This is a genomic window from Colwellia sp. MT41, from assembly GCF_001444365.1.
Lineage (GTDB): Bacteria > Pseudomonadota > Gammaproteobacteria > Enterobacterales > Alteromonadaceae > Colwellia > Colwellia marinimaniae.
This window is the reverse complement of sequence record NZ_CP013145.1, coordinates 2,894,753-2,914,375: the sequence shown is the minus strand read 5'-3', so window position 1 is coordinate 2,914,375 and position 19,623 is coordinate 2,894,753. Positions and strand designations below refer to the sequence as shown.

12 protein-coding genes are annotated in these 19,623 nt (G+C 40.4%); 9 read left to right on the top strand and 3 right to left on the bottom strand.

The features are described 5' to 3' along the window. Window positions 1–21: 21 nt before the first annotated feature. The gene (mutH, locus tag CMT41_RS12495; protein WP_057181607.1) at window positions 22–690 is read right to left on the bottom strand and encodes a DNA mismatch repair endonuclease MutH; all 669 of its coding nucleotides are present in this window, start codon (window positions 688–690) and stop codon (window positions 22–24) included. 149 nt (window positions 691–839) lie between these two features. Here mutH and rppH point away from each other — a divergent pair, with 149 nt between their 5' ends. The 5 genes from rppH (at window position 840) to CMT41_RS12470 (ending at window position 6,625) form a co-directional block, all read left to right on the top strand. Next, window positions 840–1,355, top strand: coding sequence for an RNA pyrophosphohydrolase (gene rppH / locus CMT41_RS12490; RefSeq protein WP_057181718.1), 516 nt, complete (start codon window positions 840–842; stop codon window positions 1,353–1,355). A gap of 131 nt (window positions 1,356–1,486) precedes the next feature. Beyond that, complete coding sequence (ptsP, locus tag CMT41_RS12485; RefSeq protein ID WP_058027441.1) at window positions 1,487–3,841, top strand: phosphoenolpyruvate--protein phosphotransferase; 2,355 nt, start codon at window positions 1,487–1,489, stop codon at window positions 3,839–3,841. A gap of 63 nt (window positions 3,842–3,904) precedes the next feature. Further along, window positions 3,905–4,699: a sulfite exporter TauE/SafE family protein gene (locus CMT41_RS12480; RefSeq protein WP_058027440.1), complete on the top strand. Its 795-nt coding sequence runs from the start codon at window positions 3,905–3,907 to the stop codon at window positions 4,697–4,699. Between the two features lie 154 nt (window positions 4,700–4,853). Beyond that, window positions 4,854–5,774 carry a prolipoprotein diacylglyceryl transferase gene (lgt, locus tag CMT41_RS12475; RefSeq protein WP_057181604.1) on the top strand — a complete coding sequence of 307 codons (921 nt, stop codon included), beginning with the start codon at window positions 4,854–4,856 and terminating at the stop codon, window positions 5,772–5,774. After that, on the top strand, window positions 5,774–6,625 hold the full coding sequence (locus CMT41_RS12470; protein ID WP_057181603.1) for a thymidylate synthase: 852 nt from the start codon (window positions 5,774–5,776) through the stop codon (window positions 6,623–6,625). The genes lgt and CMT41_RS12470 overlap by 1 nt, the downstream gene beginning before the upstream one ends. 132 nt (window positions 6,626–6,757) lie before the next feature. Here CMT41_RS12470 and CMT41_RS12465 read toward each other — a convergent pair whose 3' ends face one another. Then, the gene (locus tag CMT41_RS12465) at window positions 6,758–8,941 is read right to left on the bottom strand and encodes a TonB-dependent hemoglobin/transferrin/lactoferrin family receptor (protein ID WP_058027439.1); all 2,184 of its coding nucleotides are present in this window, start codon (window positions 8,939–8,941) and stop codon (window positions 6,758–6,760) included. Between the two features lie 258 nt (window positions 8,942–9,199). Between CMT41_RS12465 and CMT41_RS12460 the strand changes: the two genes are divergently transcribed. The 3 genes from CMT41_RS12460 (at window position 9,200) to CMT41_RS12450 (ending at window position 14,524) form a co-directional block, all read left to right on the top strand. Continuing rightward, window positions 9,200–9,739, top strand: coding sequence for a MotA/TolQ/ExbB proton channel family protein (locus CMT41_RS12460; protein ID WP_058027438.1), 540 nt, complete (start codon window positions 9,200–9,202; stop codon window positions 9,737–9,739). Then, window positions 9,739–10,098 carry a DUF2149 domain-containing protein gene (locus CMT41_RS12455; protein ID WP_057181600.1) on the top strand — a complete coding sequence of 120 codons (360 nt, stop codon included), beginning with the start codon at window positions 9,739–9,741 and terminating at the stop codon, window positions 10,096–10,098. The genes CMT41_RS12460 and CMT41_RS12455 overlap by 1 nt, the downstream gene beginning before the upstream one ends. Before the next feature lie 274 nt (window positions 10,099–10,372). Continuing rightward, on the top strand, window positions 10,373–14,524 hold the full coding sequence (locus CMT41_RS12450; RefSeq protein WP_083494283.1) for a cobaltochelatase subunit CobN: 4,152 nt from the start codon (window positions 10,373–10,375) through the stop codon (window positions 14,522–14,524). A 698-nt stretch (window positions 14,525–15,222) separates the two neighbouring features. Here CMT41_RS12450 and CMT41_RS12445 read toward each other — a convergent pair. Continuing rightward, entirely contained in the window at window positions 15,223–17,001 is a 1,779-nt protein-coding gene (locus CMT41_RS12445) for a hypothetical protein (protein ID WP_058027437.1), read from the bottom strand. A 315-nt stretch (window positions 17,002–17,316) separates the two neighbouring features. Here CMT41_RS12445 and CMT41_RS12440 point away from each other — a divergent pair, with 315 nt between their 5' ends. After that, window positions 17,317–19,506 carry a TonB-dependent receptor family protein gene (locus tag CMT41_RS12440; RefSeq protein ID WP_057181598.1) on the top strand — a complete coding sequence of 730 codons (2,190 nt, stop codon included), beginning with the start codon at window positions 17,317–17,319 and terminating at the stop codon, window positions 19,504–19,506. The last annotated feature ends 117 nt before the right edge of the window (window positions 19,507–19,623 follow it).

Genomic DNA, 19,623 nt, shown 5'->3' with positions numbered 1-19,623 from the left:
AACTCTCGTTTCTTTGGCGAATTAGTTAATTCTTAAATAGCGATGTAACAAGGCTTGAGTAAAATTTATCTTTAGATAAAAACCCCGCGGTAAGGTCATAAAAGGTTTACCGTTGCGGTCAAATGCTTGGGTTTTTACTTTGCTGTTGGCCGCTTTGGGTCTTAACTGCATCACTTGCCCGTGTTTGCCATGAATATTCTCTACTTCACCCAGTACTATCATATCGGTGAGCTCTTGCCAGTCTTGGGCTAATAACGCTTCTTCTTCAGCGTTGGGCGACCATAAAAAAGGTGTAGCCACTAAACGCTCACTCAACGGCACATCTTTACGGGTGATCACTGGCACCCAGAGTACTCGCGCTAACTTCTTCCGCACGTAGCAATTATGCCAAGTTACCCCAACTAGACCAGTTAACGGGGCTACACTGACAAATGTTGTTTCAAGCGGTTTAGCTTGCTCATTAATGGGTAAGGACTTTAGTTCAATACCTAAGTGAGGGAAATCTGGCTCTGGCCTAGAGCCGGCACTGGCGCCTAGTACATGCTCGAATAACAAACCTATCCAACCTTTATTACGGCTTAAATCCTTAGGAATGGCAATACCTGCTTGTTGCGCTATTTCACCTAGGGTTAATCCGGCTAAATTTTGCGCACTTTGCATCAGTGCTTGTTCAGAGGAGGGTATGTTCATAAGTGCAGTGAATTAACCATGAAATATATTATTACTAAGTTAATAACTATTATCATGGTTTTGCTAAAAAAATCAAAGTAATCATTTGCCCCTCTGACGTTAATATGGTTGAATTGATGCAAGAATTTTATAAATTGTCAGGAGTTCCTGTGATCGATGCCGAAGGCTATCGCGCCAACGTCGGCATAGTAATAATTAATGACAGGGGGCAAGTATTTTGGGCACGGCGGTTTGGACAACATTCATGGCAATATCCACAAGGTGGAGTTGATGAAGGTGAGTCGGCTGAGGAAACCATGTATAGAGAGTTACATGAAGAAGTTGGCTTAAAACCCGAACACGTGAAAATTGTTACTTCAACTAAGCATTGGCTAAAATATAGATTACCAAAACGTTATATTAGGCATGACTCTAAACCCGTTTGTATTGGACAAAAACAAAAGTGGTTTTTATTAAAACTAACGGCACCGGAATCTGCAGTTGATCTACTGCATAGCTCGCACCCTGAATTTGATGATTGGCGATGGGTAAGTTACTGGTATCCTGTTAGGCAGGTTGTCTCTTTTAAACGTGATGTATATCGCATGGTCATGAAAGAGTTTGCCAGTTTTGCTTTACCGTTAACGTATGAACGGCGGCCGGAGCGTCGTAAACGTCGCGCCTAGTGTCAATAAAACTTAATTATTACTATGATTGTAGAATCGCGCTAATAATCGTAATAGCCCACTTTATTGTGGGTTATTTTTTTCTAACTTTCACTTATATGCTAACCCTTAATAAATTTTTGAGGCCTTAAATGTTAACTACCTTACGTCGAATAGTCTTGGAATTTAGTCAAGAGGCTGAACTGCAAAATGCGTTAGAACGTATGGTATCTAGTGTAAAAAAAGCCATGAAAACTGATTGTTGCTCAATTTATCTTGCCGATTATCACCAGCAACATTTTTTATTAATGGCTTCTGATGGCTTAGCTAAAAATTCACAAGGACAAACCTGTATCGGTTTTTCTGAGGGCTTAGTCGGTCTTGTCGGCCAACGAGAAGAACCGTTAAATATTGCTGATGCTCAGCAGCATCAAGACTTTATTCACGCTCCAGAAGTTGAAGAAGAGGATTTTAATGCCTTTTTGGGCACGCCCATTATTCATCAACGTAAAGTGTTAGGTATTTTAGCGATTCAGCAAAAAGAGTCGCGTCATTTTACTGAAAATGACGAAGCTTTTTTAGTGACACTGTCAGCGCAATTAGCCGGTGCTTTGGCTAATGCCGAAATTAAAAATTTACTGAATCAGCAAGAAGAACACAATCATGGTGTTAAACAATTACATGGTATTGCTGGCGCGCCAGGAATAGCCTTAAGTCAAATTTTCGTCTGCCAACCGCAAGCTGATCTTGCTGCGGTCTCATTAAAAAAATCTAACGATAGGCCAAAACAGTTATTGCGCTTTGAACAAGCCGTTGAAAAAACGCGTTTAGAATTTAATGCCTTAAGTAGTAAATTGAGTGAAACGATTGATGATGACAGCTTAGCTATTTTTGATGTTTACAAACAATTATTAGATCATGCCAATTTAGGCCAAGAGGTTGCCGCGAAAATTGCCCAAGGTTGGCGTGCGGATAGTGCCTTAAGGTTAGTGATCGAGCATTATATTAGTCAATTTGAAGCCATTGAAGATAGCTACTTTCGCGAGCGCGCCAGTGATATTCGAGACTTAGGCACGCGTTTATTGATTAATCTTCAGCAACAAGCGCAAGAAGAACAGCAATTGCCCAGCGAATTTATTTTGCTGGCACAAGACGTTAGTGCCGCCATGGTCGCTCAATACCAGCATCAGGGTCTGCTTGGCATTATTTCCTTATCAGGTTCAAATAATTCTCACGCGGCTATTTTAGCGCGTTCATTAGGTTTGCCGGCCATTATGGGGGTTAATGCCATAGTGCTTAGTCAATTACACCAGCAACAGGCGATACTTGATGGTTATAGTGGCGAGTTATTTATCAAACCTGATGAAACTTTAATACAAGAATATCAGTATTTATTAAGCCAAGAAAAAGCCCTGACCGATAAAGTCATGGCCGTGGCACACCTGCCTTGTATTACCCAAGATGGTAGAGCGATTGAAGTGTTACTCAATGCCGGTTTATCGGCAGGATTTGAACATAATGCGCAACTTGGTGCCCTTGGTATTGGTTTATATCGTACCGAAATACCCTTTATGAATAGGCACTGTTTTCCCTCGGAGCAAGAGCAAACTAAGTTATATCGCAAAGTGCTACAGGTCTTTCCTAAACATAGTGTCACCATGCGTACTTTAGATGTCGGCGGCGATAAATCACTGCCGTATTTTCCTATTAATGAAGAAAACCCTTTTCTGGGCTGGCGCGGCATTCGTATTACCCTAGATCATCCGGAAATATTTCTGGTGCAAGTGCGGGCAATGTTACGAGCCAATCAAGGCTTAAATAATTTAGAAATCATGTTGCCGATGATCTCTGGTGTTGAAGAAGTAGATGAATCCATTCGCTTAATCAATCAGGCGTTTGCCGAGCTAAAAGCGGAATTGACCACAGCAATAACCACAGAGCTAATGTCAGCAAGCAATGTCGATGGTCACTTAAGTCTCCAGCAAGCACAATTGAAAGCTCAGGCTGTATCGGCGCAATTAGTACGGCCCAAAGTGGGCATTATGCTGGAGGTGCCTTCAGTTATATTTCAAATGGAAGCGCTAGCAAAACGTGTTGATTTTTTCTCTGTTGGTAGTAATGACTTAACGCAGTATTTATTAGCGGTCGATCGAAATAATAGCCAGGTGGCTAATTTATATGATGCTTTTCATCCGGCGGTATTAACGGCTTTAAATAGCTTGGCTCAACAATCGGCGCAATATTTAACGCCCATTAGTTTATGTGGTGAGTTGGCGGCACAACCTGCCGGGGCCATTTTATTATTGGCCATGGGTTATGACAAAATAAGCATGAATGGTCATAACGTACCCCGTATTAAATGGGTTATTCGTCACATTACCTTTACTCAAGCAGAAACTATTTTAGCTAAAGTCTTAACCTTAACAACGGCTAAGCAAGTACATAGTTATCTCAATGAACAGCTGGAAGCACTTGGCCTGGGTGTTTTTATTCACGCGGGTGGTTAGGGGCTGTTTCCCCCTCGTTTTTGAGCAATAATTGATAGAAGGGCGGACTTACCGCTAACTAGTATGATTTTAACTGTATTAATATTTTGTCTCGTTTTAGGTAGTGTTGTTGGGTTTCTTGCGGGCCTGTTAGGCATAGGTGGCGGTCTTATTATCGTACCAGCACTGGTGTATTTACTACCACTGGTTGGCGTGAGTAGCGATATAGTAATGCCGGTGGCGTTAGGCACGTCTTTAGGGGCAATTGTCATTACCTCGGCCAGTGCGGCATTCGCCCACCATAGAAAAAATAATATCCCCTGGTCATTAGCCAGACCATTAATGATCTTAATCGCCATAGGGGCATTGCTAGGCGCTTTCATTGCTGATTCTCTTTCGAGTGAAGTGTTGGCCAGATTTTTCTCTGTTGTCGTGGTTTTACTGGCGGTTTACATGTTACTTTCGATAAATGCCTCAAAAGAAAGGTCACTGCCCGCCACTTATGTTTTGCCTTCACTTAGCTTTTTTACTGGCGTTATTGCCAGTTTAATGGGCATTGCTGGCGGTGCTATTTTAGTACCCATGTTGAGTTTTTTTGGCGTGTCGGTGCGCCATAGCATTGGTATAGCAACCGCTTGTGGCGTTATGGTGGCCTTATTTGGCTCCATTGGTTACATCATTACTGGCTTTCATTTAACAAATTTGCCTGAGTGGAGTTTCGGTTATATTTATTTGCCAGCCTTATTGGGCATAGTGATGAGTTCGATAATATTTGCGCCGATAGGGGTTAAATATGCCAGTCAATTACCGGTGAAAACCTTGAAGAAAATTTTTGCGGTTTTTCTTATTCTTGTCGCTATTAAAATGATGTTTAGTTAACCAGTTTTAACTGATTTTTTAAGTTGAGTGGTTTGCAGTTAAGTATTTTAATAAATAACCTTTTAGCCATAACAGGGTATAATCGTGCGCATTAAGCAAAGATTTTATCTTTTAACCTTTTATCTCTAACTTTTATCTAAAAAATGGACCAGCAATGACAGATAAGTTTTTACAATTCCCCGTGATAGACCCCATCATTTTTAGCATTGGCCCAGTATCATTACGTTGGTATGGCACCATGTACTTAATTGGTTTTCTTGCCGCACTGTTTATGGCAAACAAGGCGGCTGATAAAAGTAATGGCTTATGGACACGTGAGCAAGTCAGTGATGTATTATTTTACGGTTTTATCGGCGTTATTTTAGGTGGCCGTATTGGCTACGTGCTGTTTTACCAGTTTGACTACTTCTTAGCTGATCCCTTATACCTATTACAAATATGGCAAGGTGGCATGTCTTTTCATGGTGGCTTACTGGGGGTTACTTTAGCGGTACTGATTTTTGCCCGTAAGACCAATAAGTCCTTTTTAGCGGTCGGCGATTTCATTGTGCCCTTAGTACCTATTGGTTTAGGCATGGGCCGTTTAGGCAACTTTATCAATGCCGAGCTCTGGGGACGTCAAACTGATGTGCCTTGGGCTATGGTTTTCCCAACAGATGCCTTACAAGTTCCGCGTCATCCCTCACAGCTCTATGAATTCTTTTTAGAAGGCGTGGTATTGTTTATTATTTTGTATGTTATTACCCGTAAGCCACGCAGTTTAGGTTTAACCTCGGGGGTGTTTTTAATTGGTTATGGTGTTTTCAGAAGTATGGTCGAATTCTTCCGTGAGCCAGATGCTCATTTAGGTTTGTATTTCTCTTTTATCTCCAAAGGGCAAATATTAAGTATTCCCATGATACTTATTGGACTGTTTATCATTTATTGGGGGTACAACCAGCAGCAAAAATTGGCCATTAATGAGAGTAAAAAAGTGAGCAAAGCCAGTGCGAAGTCGACCAGTACATCTGCTAGCTCATCATCAAAGAAAGCTAATAGCTCATCATCGATAAAATCTGCCAAAGGAAATAGTTAATGCGCGCTTATTTAGATTTATGTCAACGCATTGTTGATCAAGGTACCTGGGTTGAAAATGAGCGTACTGGCAAGCGTTGTTTGACGGTGATTAATGCCGATTTAGAATACAATGTTGGCGCTAATGAATTTCCGTTAATTACCACCCGTAAAAGCTTTTATAAATCGGCCATAGCGGAATTTATTGGTTATATCCGTGGCTATGATAATGCCAGTGATTTTCGTAAATTAGGCACTAAAACGTGGGATGCCAATGCCAATTTAAATGCAGCTTGGCTGAATAACTCCCACCGTAAAGGTGAAGATGATATGGGCCGCGTGTATGGTGTTCAAGCCCGCGCTTGGGCTAAGCCCGATGGCGGCACTATTGATCAACTGAAGAAGATTGTTGATAACCTAAAAAACGGTATTGATGATCGCGCTGAAATTATGACTTTTTACAACCCAGGTGAATTTCACTTGGGCTGTTTAAGACCTTGTATGCATACTCATAACTTCTCGTTATTGGGCGATACTTTACACCTAACCAGCTTTCAGCGTTCGTGTGATGTACCGCTAGGACTTAACTTTAACCAGGTGCAAGTGTTTACCTTTTTGGCGTTAATGGCGCAAATAACCGGTAAAAAAGCCGGTATGGCCTATCACAAAATTGTTAATGCCCATATTTATGAAGACCAGTTATCGTTAATGCAAGAGGTGCAGCTAAAACGTGAACCGATGGCGTTGCCAAAACTTATCATCAACCCAGACATCAAATCATTAGAAGATTTAGAGACTTGGGTAACCATGGATGATTTTAAAGTAGAAGGTTACGAGTGCCATGAGGCGATTAAATATCCATTTTCGGTGTAAACGTTATCGTCTTATATAGGTATATTTAATACTTATTATAAGACATTGCGATAAGGTTTTTAAATATAAAAATGGCCGTATCATTGATACGGCCATTTTTGTTATTTCATTAAACACGCTATTCGCTATTCATTAGAAATCATAACGCATTGATGCGGAGAAACCTCGTCCTGCTTCAGTAACATCTGATAAAGTCGCCATATCTTTATGGCCAGCACCGTTTAGATATTTAACATATTCTTTGTCAGTGATATTGGTTATTGCTAGGCTAACTCTAAATTCATCAGTAACTTGGTAGCTAGTTAAGAAATCAACCGTGCCATAGCCAGCAATTTCAGGGCTGCCATCATTCACTTTTTCCATACGACTAGCCCAGTTAACTATTAACTCAGCAGATAAATCATCTACTTCATAACTAACACCTGTTATGCCTGAAAGTGGTGAAATACTGGTTAGGTAATCACCACTTTCATCATCTTTACCGTCTTGATAGGCGGCATTGGCAAAGACAGAAAAACTATCATTGATATGATAACGAACCGCTGCTTCAATACCTTTAAGCGTCACTGAGTCAATATTTTGATATTGATTGATTTCTACCAGCATATCTTGACCCGTGTATGGGTCGGTAATAGTTTCATGGCCAATAACCTCTGTTGCTAAGAAGTTATCAAACGTGCTGTAATATATAGCGGTCGAAAAGAAAAAATTGCCAGTATGGCCACGTAGACCAATTTCAAAATTATCACTTTCTTCGGGTGCTAAATCATCACTAGGGACAATCTTATACCCGTACATTGAATTATCATGCTCAATGTAGGCTAAATCATAAGCAGGTACTTTAAAACCTTGTCCATATTGGGCAAAGCCAGCAATGGTGTTGGTAAACTTATATAGGCCACCAATGCTTAATGAAACATGGTTTTCATCAAAGTCTGCGTAGGGGGTTCCGTCTTCTTTTAGCGCGCCATTAGCATCCATTTGGTAAGTATCAAAACGGGCACCAGGGGTGAATAAAAGCTTGCCATCTAACAACGAAATTTCATCATTAATAAAGAAACCAGCGCGAAAAACATCAGTCTCTGGGAATTTATCCGTTGCTTGTGGGTAGCCATTTTTTGGCGTACCTTCGACGGAATAAAGTTTCACTTCGGTACGGCTAGAAGTCGATTGTTCAATATCTAAACCATAACCAATAGTGTGAGTGTCATTTAGGGCTAGGCTGGCGTTAGATAAAAAACCTAGGGTCGCTTGTTTATAAAGCGCGGTTTTCCACATATCGCGAATTTCAATTAGCGGATAACCATAATTAGCGTTTATGTCTAACTGACCATATTCAATATCTTCTTGTTCAGTACTATTGCTATAAAGCGAGACATTGAGCAGATCATAAACGGCTGTTTTAGTCTCACTATGAAAGCGCAATTGCAAGGATTGGTTATCTTTTTGACTTTGGCTATTTTCATCAATAATGCTATAACCTTCAAGATCTCTAAAATAACCTAATAGCCCGTAAGCAAGATCACCGGTAACATCTTGCTGCCAGATGTCAGCAGTAAAGCTAAGGTAAGTATCATCATTGAAGTGGTATTTTGCTTTATAGAACATACTGCTTGATTCAATCGCTAATGACGGTTTTGTACCAGCATAGTTCTGTGACTCTTCACCGTCGCGGTAAGTTAGGTTTAGTACCTGCTCAAAATCCCCGGTTGCTAAAGCTAGGGTAGTACCTATATTGCCTTGCTTACCATCATCGGTGTAGCCAACTTTAACCGTACCGGCAAAGGTTTCACCATCCGTTAAGTAATCTGCAGCGTCTTTAGTGGTAAAGACGATAATACCGCCTAAGGCATCAGAGCCATAAAGCGAAGAAGAGGCACCCTTAGCTACTTCCACTTGTTTTAAGGTATCGGTGTCAATAAAGCCACGACCAACAATATCATTTAAGCCATTGGCGCCATAACCTTCGTTCATACGCATGCCGTCTTTGATCATTAAGACACGATCGCCGCCCATGCCACGCACGATAATATTTTGTGCGCCGCCGATACTGCCGGTCACTTGTACACTGGGATCATATTTAAATAACTGGCTCATGTCGGTAACTAGCTGTCTTTCAATATCTTGCTCTGTGATGACCGAGATACTACCAGCAACATCTTTTAGTGGCTTTTCTGTTTTAGTACCACTAATAACAATTCTTTCTAAGGCACTATGAACAGTGTTATGGACATTGTCTTCAGCATAACTTGACGGTGCGACAAAAATGGCTGTGGAAATCGCGATTGCGAGGAGGGCGCGCTTGGGCATAAACATTTTTTATTCCTATTAGAAAGAGATACACCTAAATATAAAATAGGGGTATTAAGTAAATAATTTGCTTCAGGAAAAGCAATACTTCAGCAAGTATCCATTGTGCATTTGTGCAAGAAACAGACGTTGCTTATTAATTTCGTGAGTACCATACAGAGTAGAAATGCAAATGTAAACCTAAATGATAATAATTATTATTTGATATGTTGTTCGGAGAGTTGTACAATTGTTTGGCTTAATTTTTACGAGGTAATTAGCACAGTGAATATTCATTCTTTAGAAATAACCATGGCACAAACATCAGAACTATTGATGACGCCCGTTATTATTTTAATCTGTTCGTTAGTCGTTTACGCCATATATGCATTAGGGCGATTTTTCTCACAGTACTTAGTTAGAAAACAAAACAAACTGGCTTATGTACGCCAGATTTCCCAAGCAGACCTACCGAAGGTGACCACACATAATGGTTATCCCATCCATAACCATTTTATTAACAACCCTCAAGCCAGTGAAGATGAATTGGAAGTGGTGGCGCTAAAGCAATTAGAAAACCTGCGTATAGTGACACGAATTGCGCCAATGTTAGGTTTGATTGCCACCATGATTCCCATGGGGCCAGCACTACAAGCCTTGGCTGATGGCAATATCCAAGGCATTAGTGAAAACTTGATCATTGCTTTTGCCGCCGTTATTTGGGGCATGGTAATTTCATCGTTAACGTTTTGGCCGGCCTCGGTGAAAAAACGCTGGTGTGCCGTTGAATTAATTAACATTAGAAAAATTAAAGGTCAGGCATAATGCGCTTTCTTGATGAAGATGAAGAGCTAAACCCCATTCTTAGTGCTGTTAACTTGATTGATGTGTTTTTGGTCATCATTACCGCCTTGTTAATTGCGTTAGCACAAAATCCCTTGAGCACTTTTTCCAGTGATGATGTTACCGTGATAAAAAATCCCGGTAAGCCAAATATGGAAGTGATTGTTAAAAAAGGCAAAGAAATTAAACAATACAAATCTACTGGAAAAGTCGGTTCAGGTGAAGGTGTGCGAGCCGGTGTTGCGTATAAAATGGCTGATGGTAGTTTTATTTATGTACCTGAAGGTGTTGCAGCACAAACTGAGTCCATGTCAGTAGCAACTAAGCCAACGAGGGATTAGTTGCGTTAGTTTAAGTCACTATTTTTCCCTCTATATGAGTTGTCATTGCTATCAATAGTAATAACGCCTTATCGGTGGAACGCTATTGCGGTGGCGAGCATGCATAGCTGAGCTATGCATGCTCTGGCTCACTAACCGATATATTGTCTTTATAGCCAAACATCATGAATTACTCAGGCGTGCTGAAAAGGCATTTTACCTAGTTTGGCTATATATTTACTCTAATTAACAACCATTAACCCGAGCTGAGGTTAAAAAGGTTCTCAAAAATATAATGATAACAAAAATTTTAAATAAACTTACTTTACTAACGGCTTTAGCACTAATGTGCTTAGTAAATGTCAGTGTTGCTGAGCCCTCTACCACGGTAGATAAGCAGACAAATAAGGCACAAGTTAAGCCGAAAATATTACTGATGATGTCCTCTCACGTCTCTAAACCTAAGGGCGACTTATTGCAATTATTAGCAAAAGAGCAACCGTTTGAGCTAGTTAATTTTTCCAGCAAAGGCAAATCAGCAGAAGATATTAAAGCGGCTTGGTCGAAAGCCAGCTTAATAATGCTTGATGGTATCAATCCGGCTTTGTCTAAATTCATGTTTGGTAAATACCAAGCTTATGTCAGTGAATTTTCTTCAGTGCCGGTTATCTCCTTGGGCGATTTACATAACGCTAACATGAACCAAGGCTTACCAAGCGAACAAGCTAAAAACATTGCCCTTTATTACAATAATGCTGGTCGTGATAATTATGGTAATTTGATGCTTTACCTTGCCAATGATTTTTTAAAGCTATCTTCGCTTACCGCCAAAGCGCCTATTATTGTGCCAAATGTTGGCTTATACCATTATGATTTTCCCGGTTTAGTGACCGCCGATGAAGAAACCTTTTTTCAGTATCTAAATATTGCCGACAATCAACCGGTAATTGCTATTGGTATCCATAGAAGTGTTATTGATTATGAACAACAACAAATCGTCGATGCCTTGATTAAAGGTCTTGAAGCAAAGGGCGCTAAAGCCTTAGCTTATTTCTTCGAAGGTGAAGATCAAGCAACGAAGTTCACTGATTTATTGACGGTCGAAAGCTCTGGCAGTATTGCAAGTGCACAAGGCACCATGACTACCACTAAAAGCCGTGTTGATTTATTGATTAACTATCGCTCATTACATTTTGTTGCTAAGCGTCGAACTGAGTTTGAACAACTGGGTGTGCCAGTCTTACATGCCCTTAATTATACCGAAGGCGATCAAGCCAGCTTTGAACAAGACCATGCCGGTATTTCACCATCATTAACACCATTTTTTTTGGTGATGCCAGAAGATACCGGTAGCGCAGACCCTACTATTATTGCCGCCAACGGTACCGGCAAGAACAAAGGTGTTAAAACGGTTATTGATTATCAGTTAAATGCCTTAGTTGAGCGTGCTTATAATCATGCCAAGCTAGCGCATATCAACAACAGTGATAAAAAAATAGCCACTTTTATTTGGAACTACCCACCAGGTGAGAAAAATATTGGTGCCGCCTTTTTAGACGTACCAACATCCATTGAAAATATCGCTAAAGCGATGAAAGACAAAGGCTACAACATTGATGTTAAAGGTCATAAAGAAATCATTGAGTCAGCGGGTAAGTTATTACGCCCCTATTATCGCGGCGAAGATGTTGAGCAGTTAATCGCCCTCGATTTGGCCGAATATATGCCGTTAACTACTTACCTTAATTGGTTTAATGCCCTGCCAGCAGAGGTTACTGAAGCTATTATTGCCCGTTGGGGCAAGCCAGAAGAAAGTAGCATGTTACGACAAGCAAAAATTAACGGCGAAACCATGCTAGCGTTTATTATTCCAAGAATGAACCTTGGCAATATGATAGTGATACCCCAAGGTGTTCGTGGTGACGATGCCCAAGAGCATGCCAATTTATATCACAGCACTAAAACACCGATTAATCATAGCTACCTAGCCAGCTATTTATTTGCCCGAGAAACCTTCGGCGCTGATGCCTATATTCACTTAGGGACTCATGGCAGTCAAGAATGGCTCACCGGTAAAGAACGTGGTTTATCTGTCTATGATGCACCGAGTTTAGCTTTAGGCAACTTGCCGGTATTTTATCCCTATATTATCGATAATGTTGGTGAGGCTATGCAGGCTAAACGTCGTGGTCGAGCGACTATGATAAGCCACCTAACACCAGGTTTTGCCAAAGCCGGTTTATATACTGAAGTGGCAACATTAAATGAAAAAATTAACAATTACTTAATGTTATCGGCAGGGAAAACCAAGGCTAATACTCAAAACAGCATCATAGTTATGGCAGAAGAGCTAAATATGTTAAAAGATTTAGCCATTGAGCCAGAGACCATGGCCGCTGATTTTGATAACTATATCGCTAAATTACAAGACCACTTAAATGCCTTGGCGCAAATGAGCCAACCATTAGGGGTGCATGTTTTTGGCGATTTGCCAAAAGATGCGCATTTATTTACTACCATGTTGCAAATGTTAGGTGATGACTTCACGAAGCGCGCGGCAGAATATGAGCAAGCGCATAACATGACTATTGCCAAAGCAGAGCAGTTTGATCAACGAAATGTTAAAAAGCTACCGGCACTTGATGGTTTTCAGTTATTAAAAGCCTATATCGGCTCTTTAAAAGGTACGTCTGAGACTTTATCTGATTTAGATGAAAAATTAGTTGCTGACCTAAAGGTAGCCAAAACTTATTGGTATAACTTCCAAGCCATAGCTGAAACACAAAACTTATTACTTGCGCTAGAAGGTAACTACATCAAAACCAGTTATGGTGGTGACCCCATTCGTAACCCTGAAGCCGTACCAACCGGCCGTAATCTTATTGGTGTTAATCCAGCTAAAGTACCTTCAAAAGAAGCCTACGATGCCGGTGTTACTCTGATGGACCAAACCATAGCGGCTTATGTTGAAAAGCATGGTAAGTTCCCACAAAAGTTAGCCTTCTCCTTGTGGTCATTAGAAACGATGCGTCATCAAGGTGCCTTAGAAGCGCAAATACTCCATGCCCTAGGTGTAAAACCTAAGTGGAATCATCAGGGACATGTGGTCGGTACGGAGGTTATTCCTTATAGCGAATTAAAACGTCCACGTATTGATGTGGTTATCTCTACCACAGGTTTATACCGAGATGCCTTTCCTAATGTGATGTTATGGTTAGCAAAAGCCATTGATAAAGTGGCTAAAATGAAAGAAGACAATAACTTTGTCTATCGCCACGCAACAGCTTTAAAAGCTGAGTTACTTGCCCAAGGAACATCAGCAGAAGATGCTGATTATTTATCATCTATTCGTATTTTCTCTAATGAAACCGGTAACTATGGTACTGGTTTAGCGGGTAGCTCATTAGCCTCGGATACTTGGGAAACCGATGATAAATTAGCTAACCTTTATCTTGATCGCATGGGCTTTGCTTATGGCAGCGACGAAAAACGTTGGAGTGAAAATGTTGCTAATGCTTTAGGGGCAGGCCAAGGTTTATATGCAAAAGTGCTTTCAGGTACTCAGGGCGTGATTTTCTCCCGTTCAACCAATCTTTATGCCTTACTGACCAATGATGATCCGTTCCAATATTTTGGTGGTATCGGCTTAGCAATACGCCATCTAGATGGTAAAACTCCGGAAATGTATGTTTCTAACTTGCGTAAAAAAGATCAGTTAAAGGTACAAACCCTGGCTGAATTTATTAATCAAGAAATGCGTAGCCGCTATTTCCATCCACGTTGGATTAAAGCCATGCAAGACTCTGGTTATGCTGGCGCTACGGTCATTTTAGACCGCATGAATAACATGTGGGGTTGGGAAGTCATGACGCCTGAGGCGATACGTGATGATCAATGGCAAGAGTTCTTTGAAGTCTATGTTGAAGATAAATACCAAATGGATATGCGTGAATTTTTTGAAGAGCATAATGCCGAAAGTTTAGCGCAAATTATCGAGCGTATGCTTGAAGCTGTGCGTAAAGGCTACTGGCAAGCTGATGAAGCAACTATCAAGACAATGGTAGCAACTTACTCAGAACTTGCGACAAAATTTGATGTTGTTACTGACAATGTAAAATTCAATGAGTATATGGACAGTGCCGCCGTTGGTTTTGGTTTAATGCCCTTATCTAAGGCATTAGCAGAGGCATTGGCACAAGCTCCAGCACAGCCGAAAGTACCTCCAGCGTCAGCAAGTCAAGCCAAACAAACCCAGCAAGTTACAGGGCAAAAATTGGTAGAACAGAGCAAAGCTGAGCCGGTAGAAATGGATCACACTACGCTTTATTGGTTACTGGCTATATTCTTTATTGGCCTGGTTAGTCACTTTGTTCGACCAGATAAGAAAGTAGTCTGGCTTAAGCCAAATGCTAAAGCTGTAAAATCAGTGTTAGAAAAAGCTGCGTAATTAGCTTTAGTCACTATACTGAAAATTAAGCACCAACAAGGAAACTTGTTGGTGCTTTTTCATGTGCCTTATCTAATTAATGAACGGAGAAAATTTACACTTGTATGAATTATCGGGTGATATTTAGGATTACTATTGCAGTGACACCGAAGATAGTGGCGCCAGCAGAGGTAATAAGCCATGTGTTATTAGATCATGCACAATTAGATCGGTTTTTTAATGCCTAATTTAAATTAATAAAAACACAAAATAACGGTGAGTTACTTGGTGGTACAGGTGCTATTCGTCAAATTTCTATCGGAAAAATAGTTTTCGAAGAGTAAATTATTACTGCAATTAATACTCATATTTACTATCGCCTTATTGGCAAAGGGCCGGTATCTGCTCATCAAGGCTATATTCGCTTAACTGCCTATGTAGCACCTCACTTAATATCAAACACTGAAAAAAATGGTGCTTACTGCTACTGAATTATTGGTCAAATGCAATCAAATAATCCCTTCTTTAGTAGCTTTCATTAGTGAAGTCATCTCTTTAAAATAACTTTTTACTTATCCAATGAGTTCACAAAAGAAAAGCTCTGAGCTTAATAACGCGATATATACCCAAACTACTTGAAGCTGCATCTTCATGTGGTTTGGGTATAAACAGGCAAGTTAGTAGGAAGATATCTTTTATCTATCAAGGCGTATTTCAGGCTAGGGCAGCGTTGTTAAACAAGCTGCAGCCTCGGTAGTCTCATCCTTGATATAATCGCCAAAGCCGCCAATTAAGTAATAATCGTAATGGTTACCTACCGAGTGAAATGATGAAGAGCGATAATAGACCCCAGGCCAACCCATAGCTCTAACTATGTATGCACCGATGAATTGCGAATAATTACTGGCTATTTGACTGTAAAATTGATGCAAGCCAAAGGCATCAGAGGTATCACTTTCTCCTTGCACGGGCAGTATCATGCTGCGATTACTACAACTATCTATGGCAGTTTGTTGTTCGTAAATCGCCCAAACAAGGCCAGTATTTATATCTAGGTATTGACCATCATGCAGTGGCACACTGCCCGCGCTATTAGCATTGGCAAGTATTGATTCGACTACATTTAGAGGTCTATGTAACCTTTTGCTGGTACCTGAAATGGTTAAATCAATAAAGCTTACCGGTGCAATAACGCGCTTGCTGATATTATTGTCGGTATCTAATTCTGTCGGTAAACCGCCAGTAATCTCAGTGATTGGTTGCTCAGCCGCGAATAAACATATTTCCCCAGATTCGATAGTATCAATACAAACTTCAAGGTCATGACCAATTAACCAGTTTGCTTCTTCTGTTGGACTCGTGCCGGTAATGATGAAAGAGCTACTGTCGGTAGATCTTATGGGCGAGTAGCTTGGGTGCAGTATGCGCCAAGTGACGCTATTAAAACTATAACCGGTAATCGCTAAGCTAATGGTCTGGTATAGTTCTAATTTACCGGTGATAACAATATCCGCGATATATTCTGCTACGCAGCTAGTGGCTCCTTCTGTGGGGGAGCCAGTTATAGCAATAGGGGTAACACATACCGATAGCAGTTTTCCTGCGCTATCATGAGGCAGTATATAATCGGGCATTTGACTAACTTCTACGCCATCAATAGACCAAACAGTTGTGCTATCAAATTCTAAATCACCATCACTATCAACATAGTCATATGATACCGAAACCTCATTCGTTGCTTTGGCAAAATTGGCTAATTGTAGGTTTTCTATTGACGGGGCGTCACCTTCCTTAGCTGCTATAAGTATTTCGTCACTACAAATAGTATCACCCGTAGCATTTTCACCGGAGATTGCGATGGGGGTTAGGCATAATATAAGGAAACTGCCTTGGTGCTCTACCCCGAAGGTAATGATTTTTTGTGCACTGTAATCACTGTCGTTTATTTTCCAGTTGAAAACACTATCACCTTCAAGCCGTTGGTTTTCATCTACAAACAGGTAAGTTGCCGAAACCTCAATACCCGTTGTTATGGAGCTAGTCAGTACTAAGGCATCAATAGTCGGTTTTGTGTATTGCCCGGTAATTACCTGTGTTTCACAGACCTCTAATCCTTGGGTTATCTCTCCTGTAGCCGCTATAGGTGTAATACAAAAAGTTAAATTTTTCCCTTCGCTATCATTTGGCAAGGTAAAACTGAGTGAGTTAGCAATAACAATATCGTCAATTAACCAGCTATATAAGCTACTGCCCTCAAGATCATGTTCATCAAAATAAGCGTAATTAGCAGTAATGGTTTTACTGGGCTGGCTTGGTGGCTGTATGGTTACTTGGCTAACAATAGGTGCAATATTATTAATAATCGAGGGAGCTGGTTTTTTTTTGTCATTATGGCAGCCGGATAAGCCTATTATCAGTATAGCTTGAAGAACATAGCTTGTCGGGGATGTGAAATATCTAATCATGTCTTTGGCGGCCTTGTTTTTATTTAAATACATTACAAGTCTTAGTATCAAGTTTGAAGTGCCTTCAGTTATAATTTTATCCCTGCTAACTTAACTATCAGCATAGCTAACAATGTTTACTAATGCTGCTTAATTACCCTTGATGGCTATACTGCATACCATTCATCTAGGTATGTCTATGTATTAACGGCTAAGTTCATGACCGGTATTTGTAATAGATTGTTAACACTGATCTAAATAGTATTGATTCGTATTATTGGTCGTGATTTAATGCGCGCAATATAAGTATAAAGACTGTATTCAACACCAAATTCAATACAGTATTCAATAAATATTTGGAGTCAAAAAGTGTCAATTAAATCATTTAATCTATTTAAACCTAAGCTATTAAGCGTGGTTATTGCCAGTGCCCTCTCTTGTACTGTGACCAGTAATGCTCTTGCCGATGATACGGTCAAAGATACTTCGGTAGATGATCAATTTACTATTTTTGGTAACAGTAACGCGGTGAATAATACTCCCGGCAGTGCTCATCAATTATCACAAGCTGATTTAGAAAAATTCGATTACACCGACATTATGCGTACCTTGACGTCTATCCCTGGGGTGTATGTTTTAGAAGAAGATGGTTATGGTTTGCGCGCCAACATTGGTATGCGTGGTACTGGCCAAAACCGTAGTGAAAAGGTGACCATAATGGAAGATGGTGTATTGGCAGCTCCGGCACCATACTCCTCGCCAGCGGCTTATTACTTTCCAACAGCCGGTCGTATGCAACAAGTGGAAGTACTTAAAGGTACTTCAAGTGCCATGTATGGTCCGCGCACTACCGGTGGCGTGATTAATATGATTTCTCGTCAAATTCCAGATGAAGAGTTAGCGGGGCAGGTCAGTGTACAAGCAGGGCAAGATGGTTTTGCTAAAGTGCATGCTTTTGTTGGTGGCAAGGGCGAAAATATTAGCTCGGTATTTGAAGTTTTTCGTTACCAAGCTGATGGTTTTAAAGATATCAATCATAGTGAGCAAGACACCGGTTTTGTCAAAAATGATATTCTAGCTAAAGTTCGTTATAACACTGATGATAATGCCACTTTCTATCAAGAGCTTGAATTTAAAATTAAGTACTCAGATGAAGAGTCTGATGATACCTATATGGGTTTAACGGCCGGCGATTTTAACTCTGCTCCTTACAGCCGTTATTCAGCTTCTCAAAAAGATAATATGTCTAACGAGCACCTGCAGTTACAACTAAGCCATGTAATAGCGCTATCAAGTCGCTTTAATTTAGGCACGACCGTTTATCATAATGACTTTAGCCGTAACTGGTATAAAACCAGTAAGGTTAATGGTAAAAGCTTAGGTGATGGTGGTATTGAAATCGCAGCAGAGCATGACAAAGTGGCAGCTGGTGCAATTGATGTTGATGTTAAAGCCAATAATCGTGCTTACTTATCGCAAGGTATTCAAACGGTATTAGATGCGGACTTTAACAGCCACCAAGTAAAATTTGGTATCCGTTACCATAAAGATGAAATGGACAGATATCAATGGGTTGATAAATATGAACTCGACTCATCTTACAATATGAACCTTACTGAAGCCGGTATTCCAGGTACAGACTCAAATCGTATTGATAGTGCCAGCGCTTTAGCCTTATTTGTTCACGATGAATGGACTGTCGGTAAGTTTATTGTGAATGCCGGCCTGCGTTATGAAAATATGGTCATCGAGCGCCAAGATTGGGGCAAAAATGATGTAGATCGTCAAATGGCCCCTGAAACTACAAAAAACAGCGTCGATGTAGTGTTACCTTCGTTAGCGCTTACTTATCATTTAAGTGATGATTTAGTGTTACTGGGCGGTGTACAAAAAGGCTTTGCGCCACCATCACCGGGTAATGCAGATGCCAAAAATGAAGAAAGCATTAACTATGAGTTAGGTGCGAGATACGCTAAAGGTGCTTTCAACGGAGAAGCGTTAGTTTTCTACTCTGATTATGACAATATGCATGGCAACTGTACTGCGAGCCAAAATTGTGATGATGATAAGATTGGTGAGCAATATAATGCCGGCGCAGTGAAGATCACTGGTCTTGAATTTAAAGCCGGTTATGTTTTTGATTTTGGCGATATTTCTATGCCAATTGATTTAACTTTTACTCATACCCAAACTGAATTTTTAAATAGCTTTGAATCGGACTTTTGGGGTGATGTGGATTCAGGTTATGAATTCCCTTATGTACCGACCAATCAGCTGCAATTTGTTGTTGGTTTAGCGGGTGAAAAATGGCGCAGCAACATACTTGTGCGTTATACCGGTGAAATGCGCAGTGAAGCAGGGCTTGGCGCAAGTGATGAGAATATTGACGCCCGTACCGTGATAGATTTTGTTGCCAGTTATGATATTGCTAACAATCAGCAAGTACGTTTTAGCATCGATAACTTACTCAATGAAACTTACATGGCTACCCGTATGCATGGCTCTGTTATGGTCGGTAAACCATTAACGGTATCGGTTGGTTATCAGTATAATTTTTAGACGCTAAAAGATTAAAGTGATAGCTAAAGAAAAGCCCCAACAAGACTGACTTGTAGGGGCTTTTTTAGTGGATATTGTTAATTATAAAGAGACTAACATTCAACTATCACTCGACTA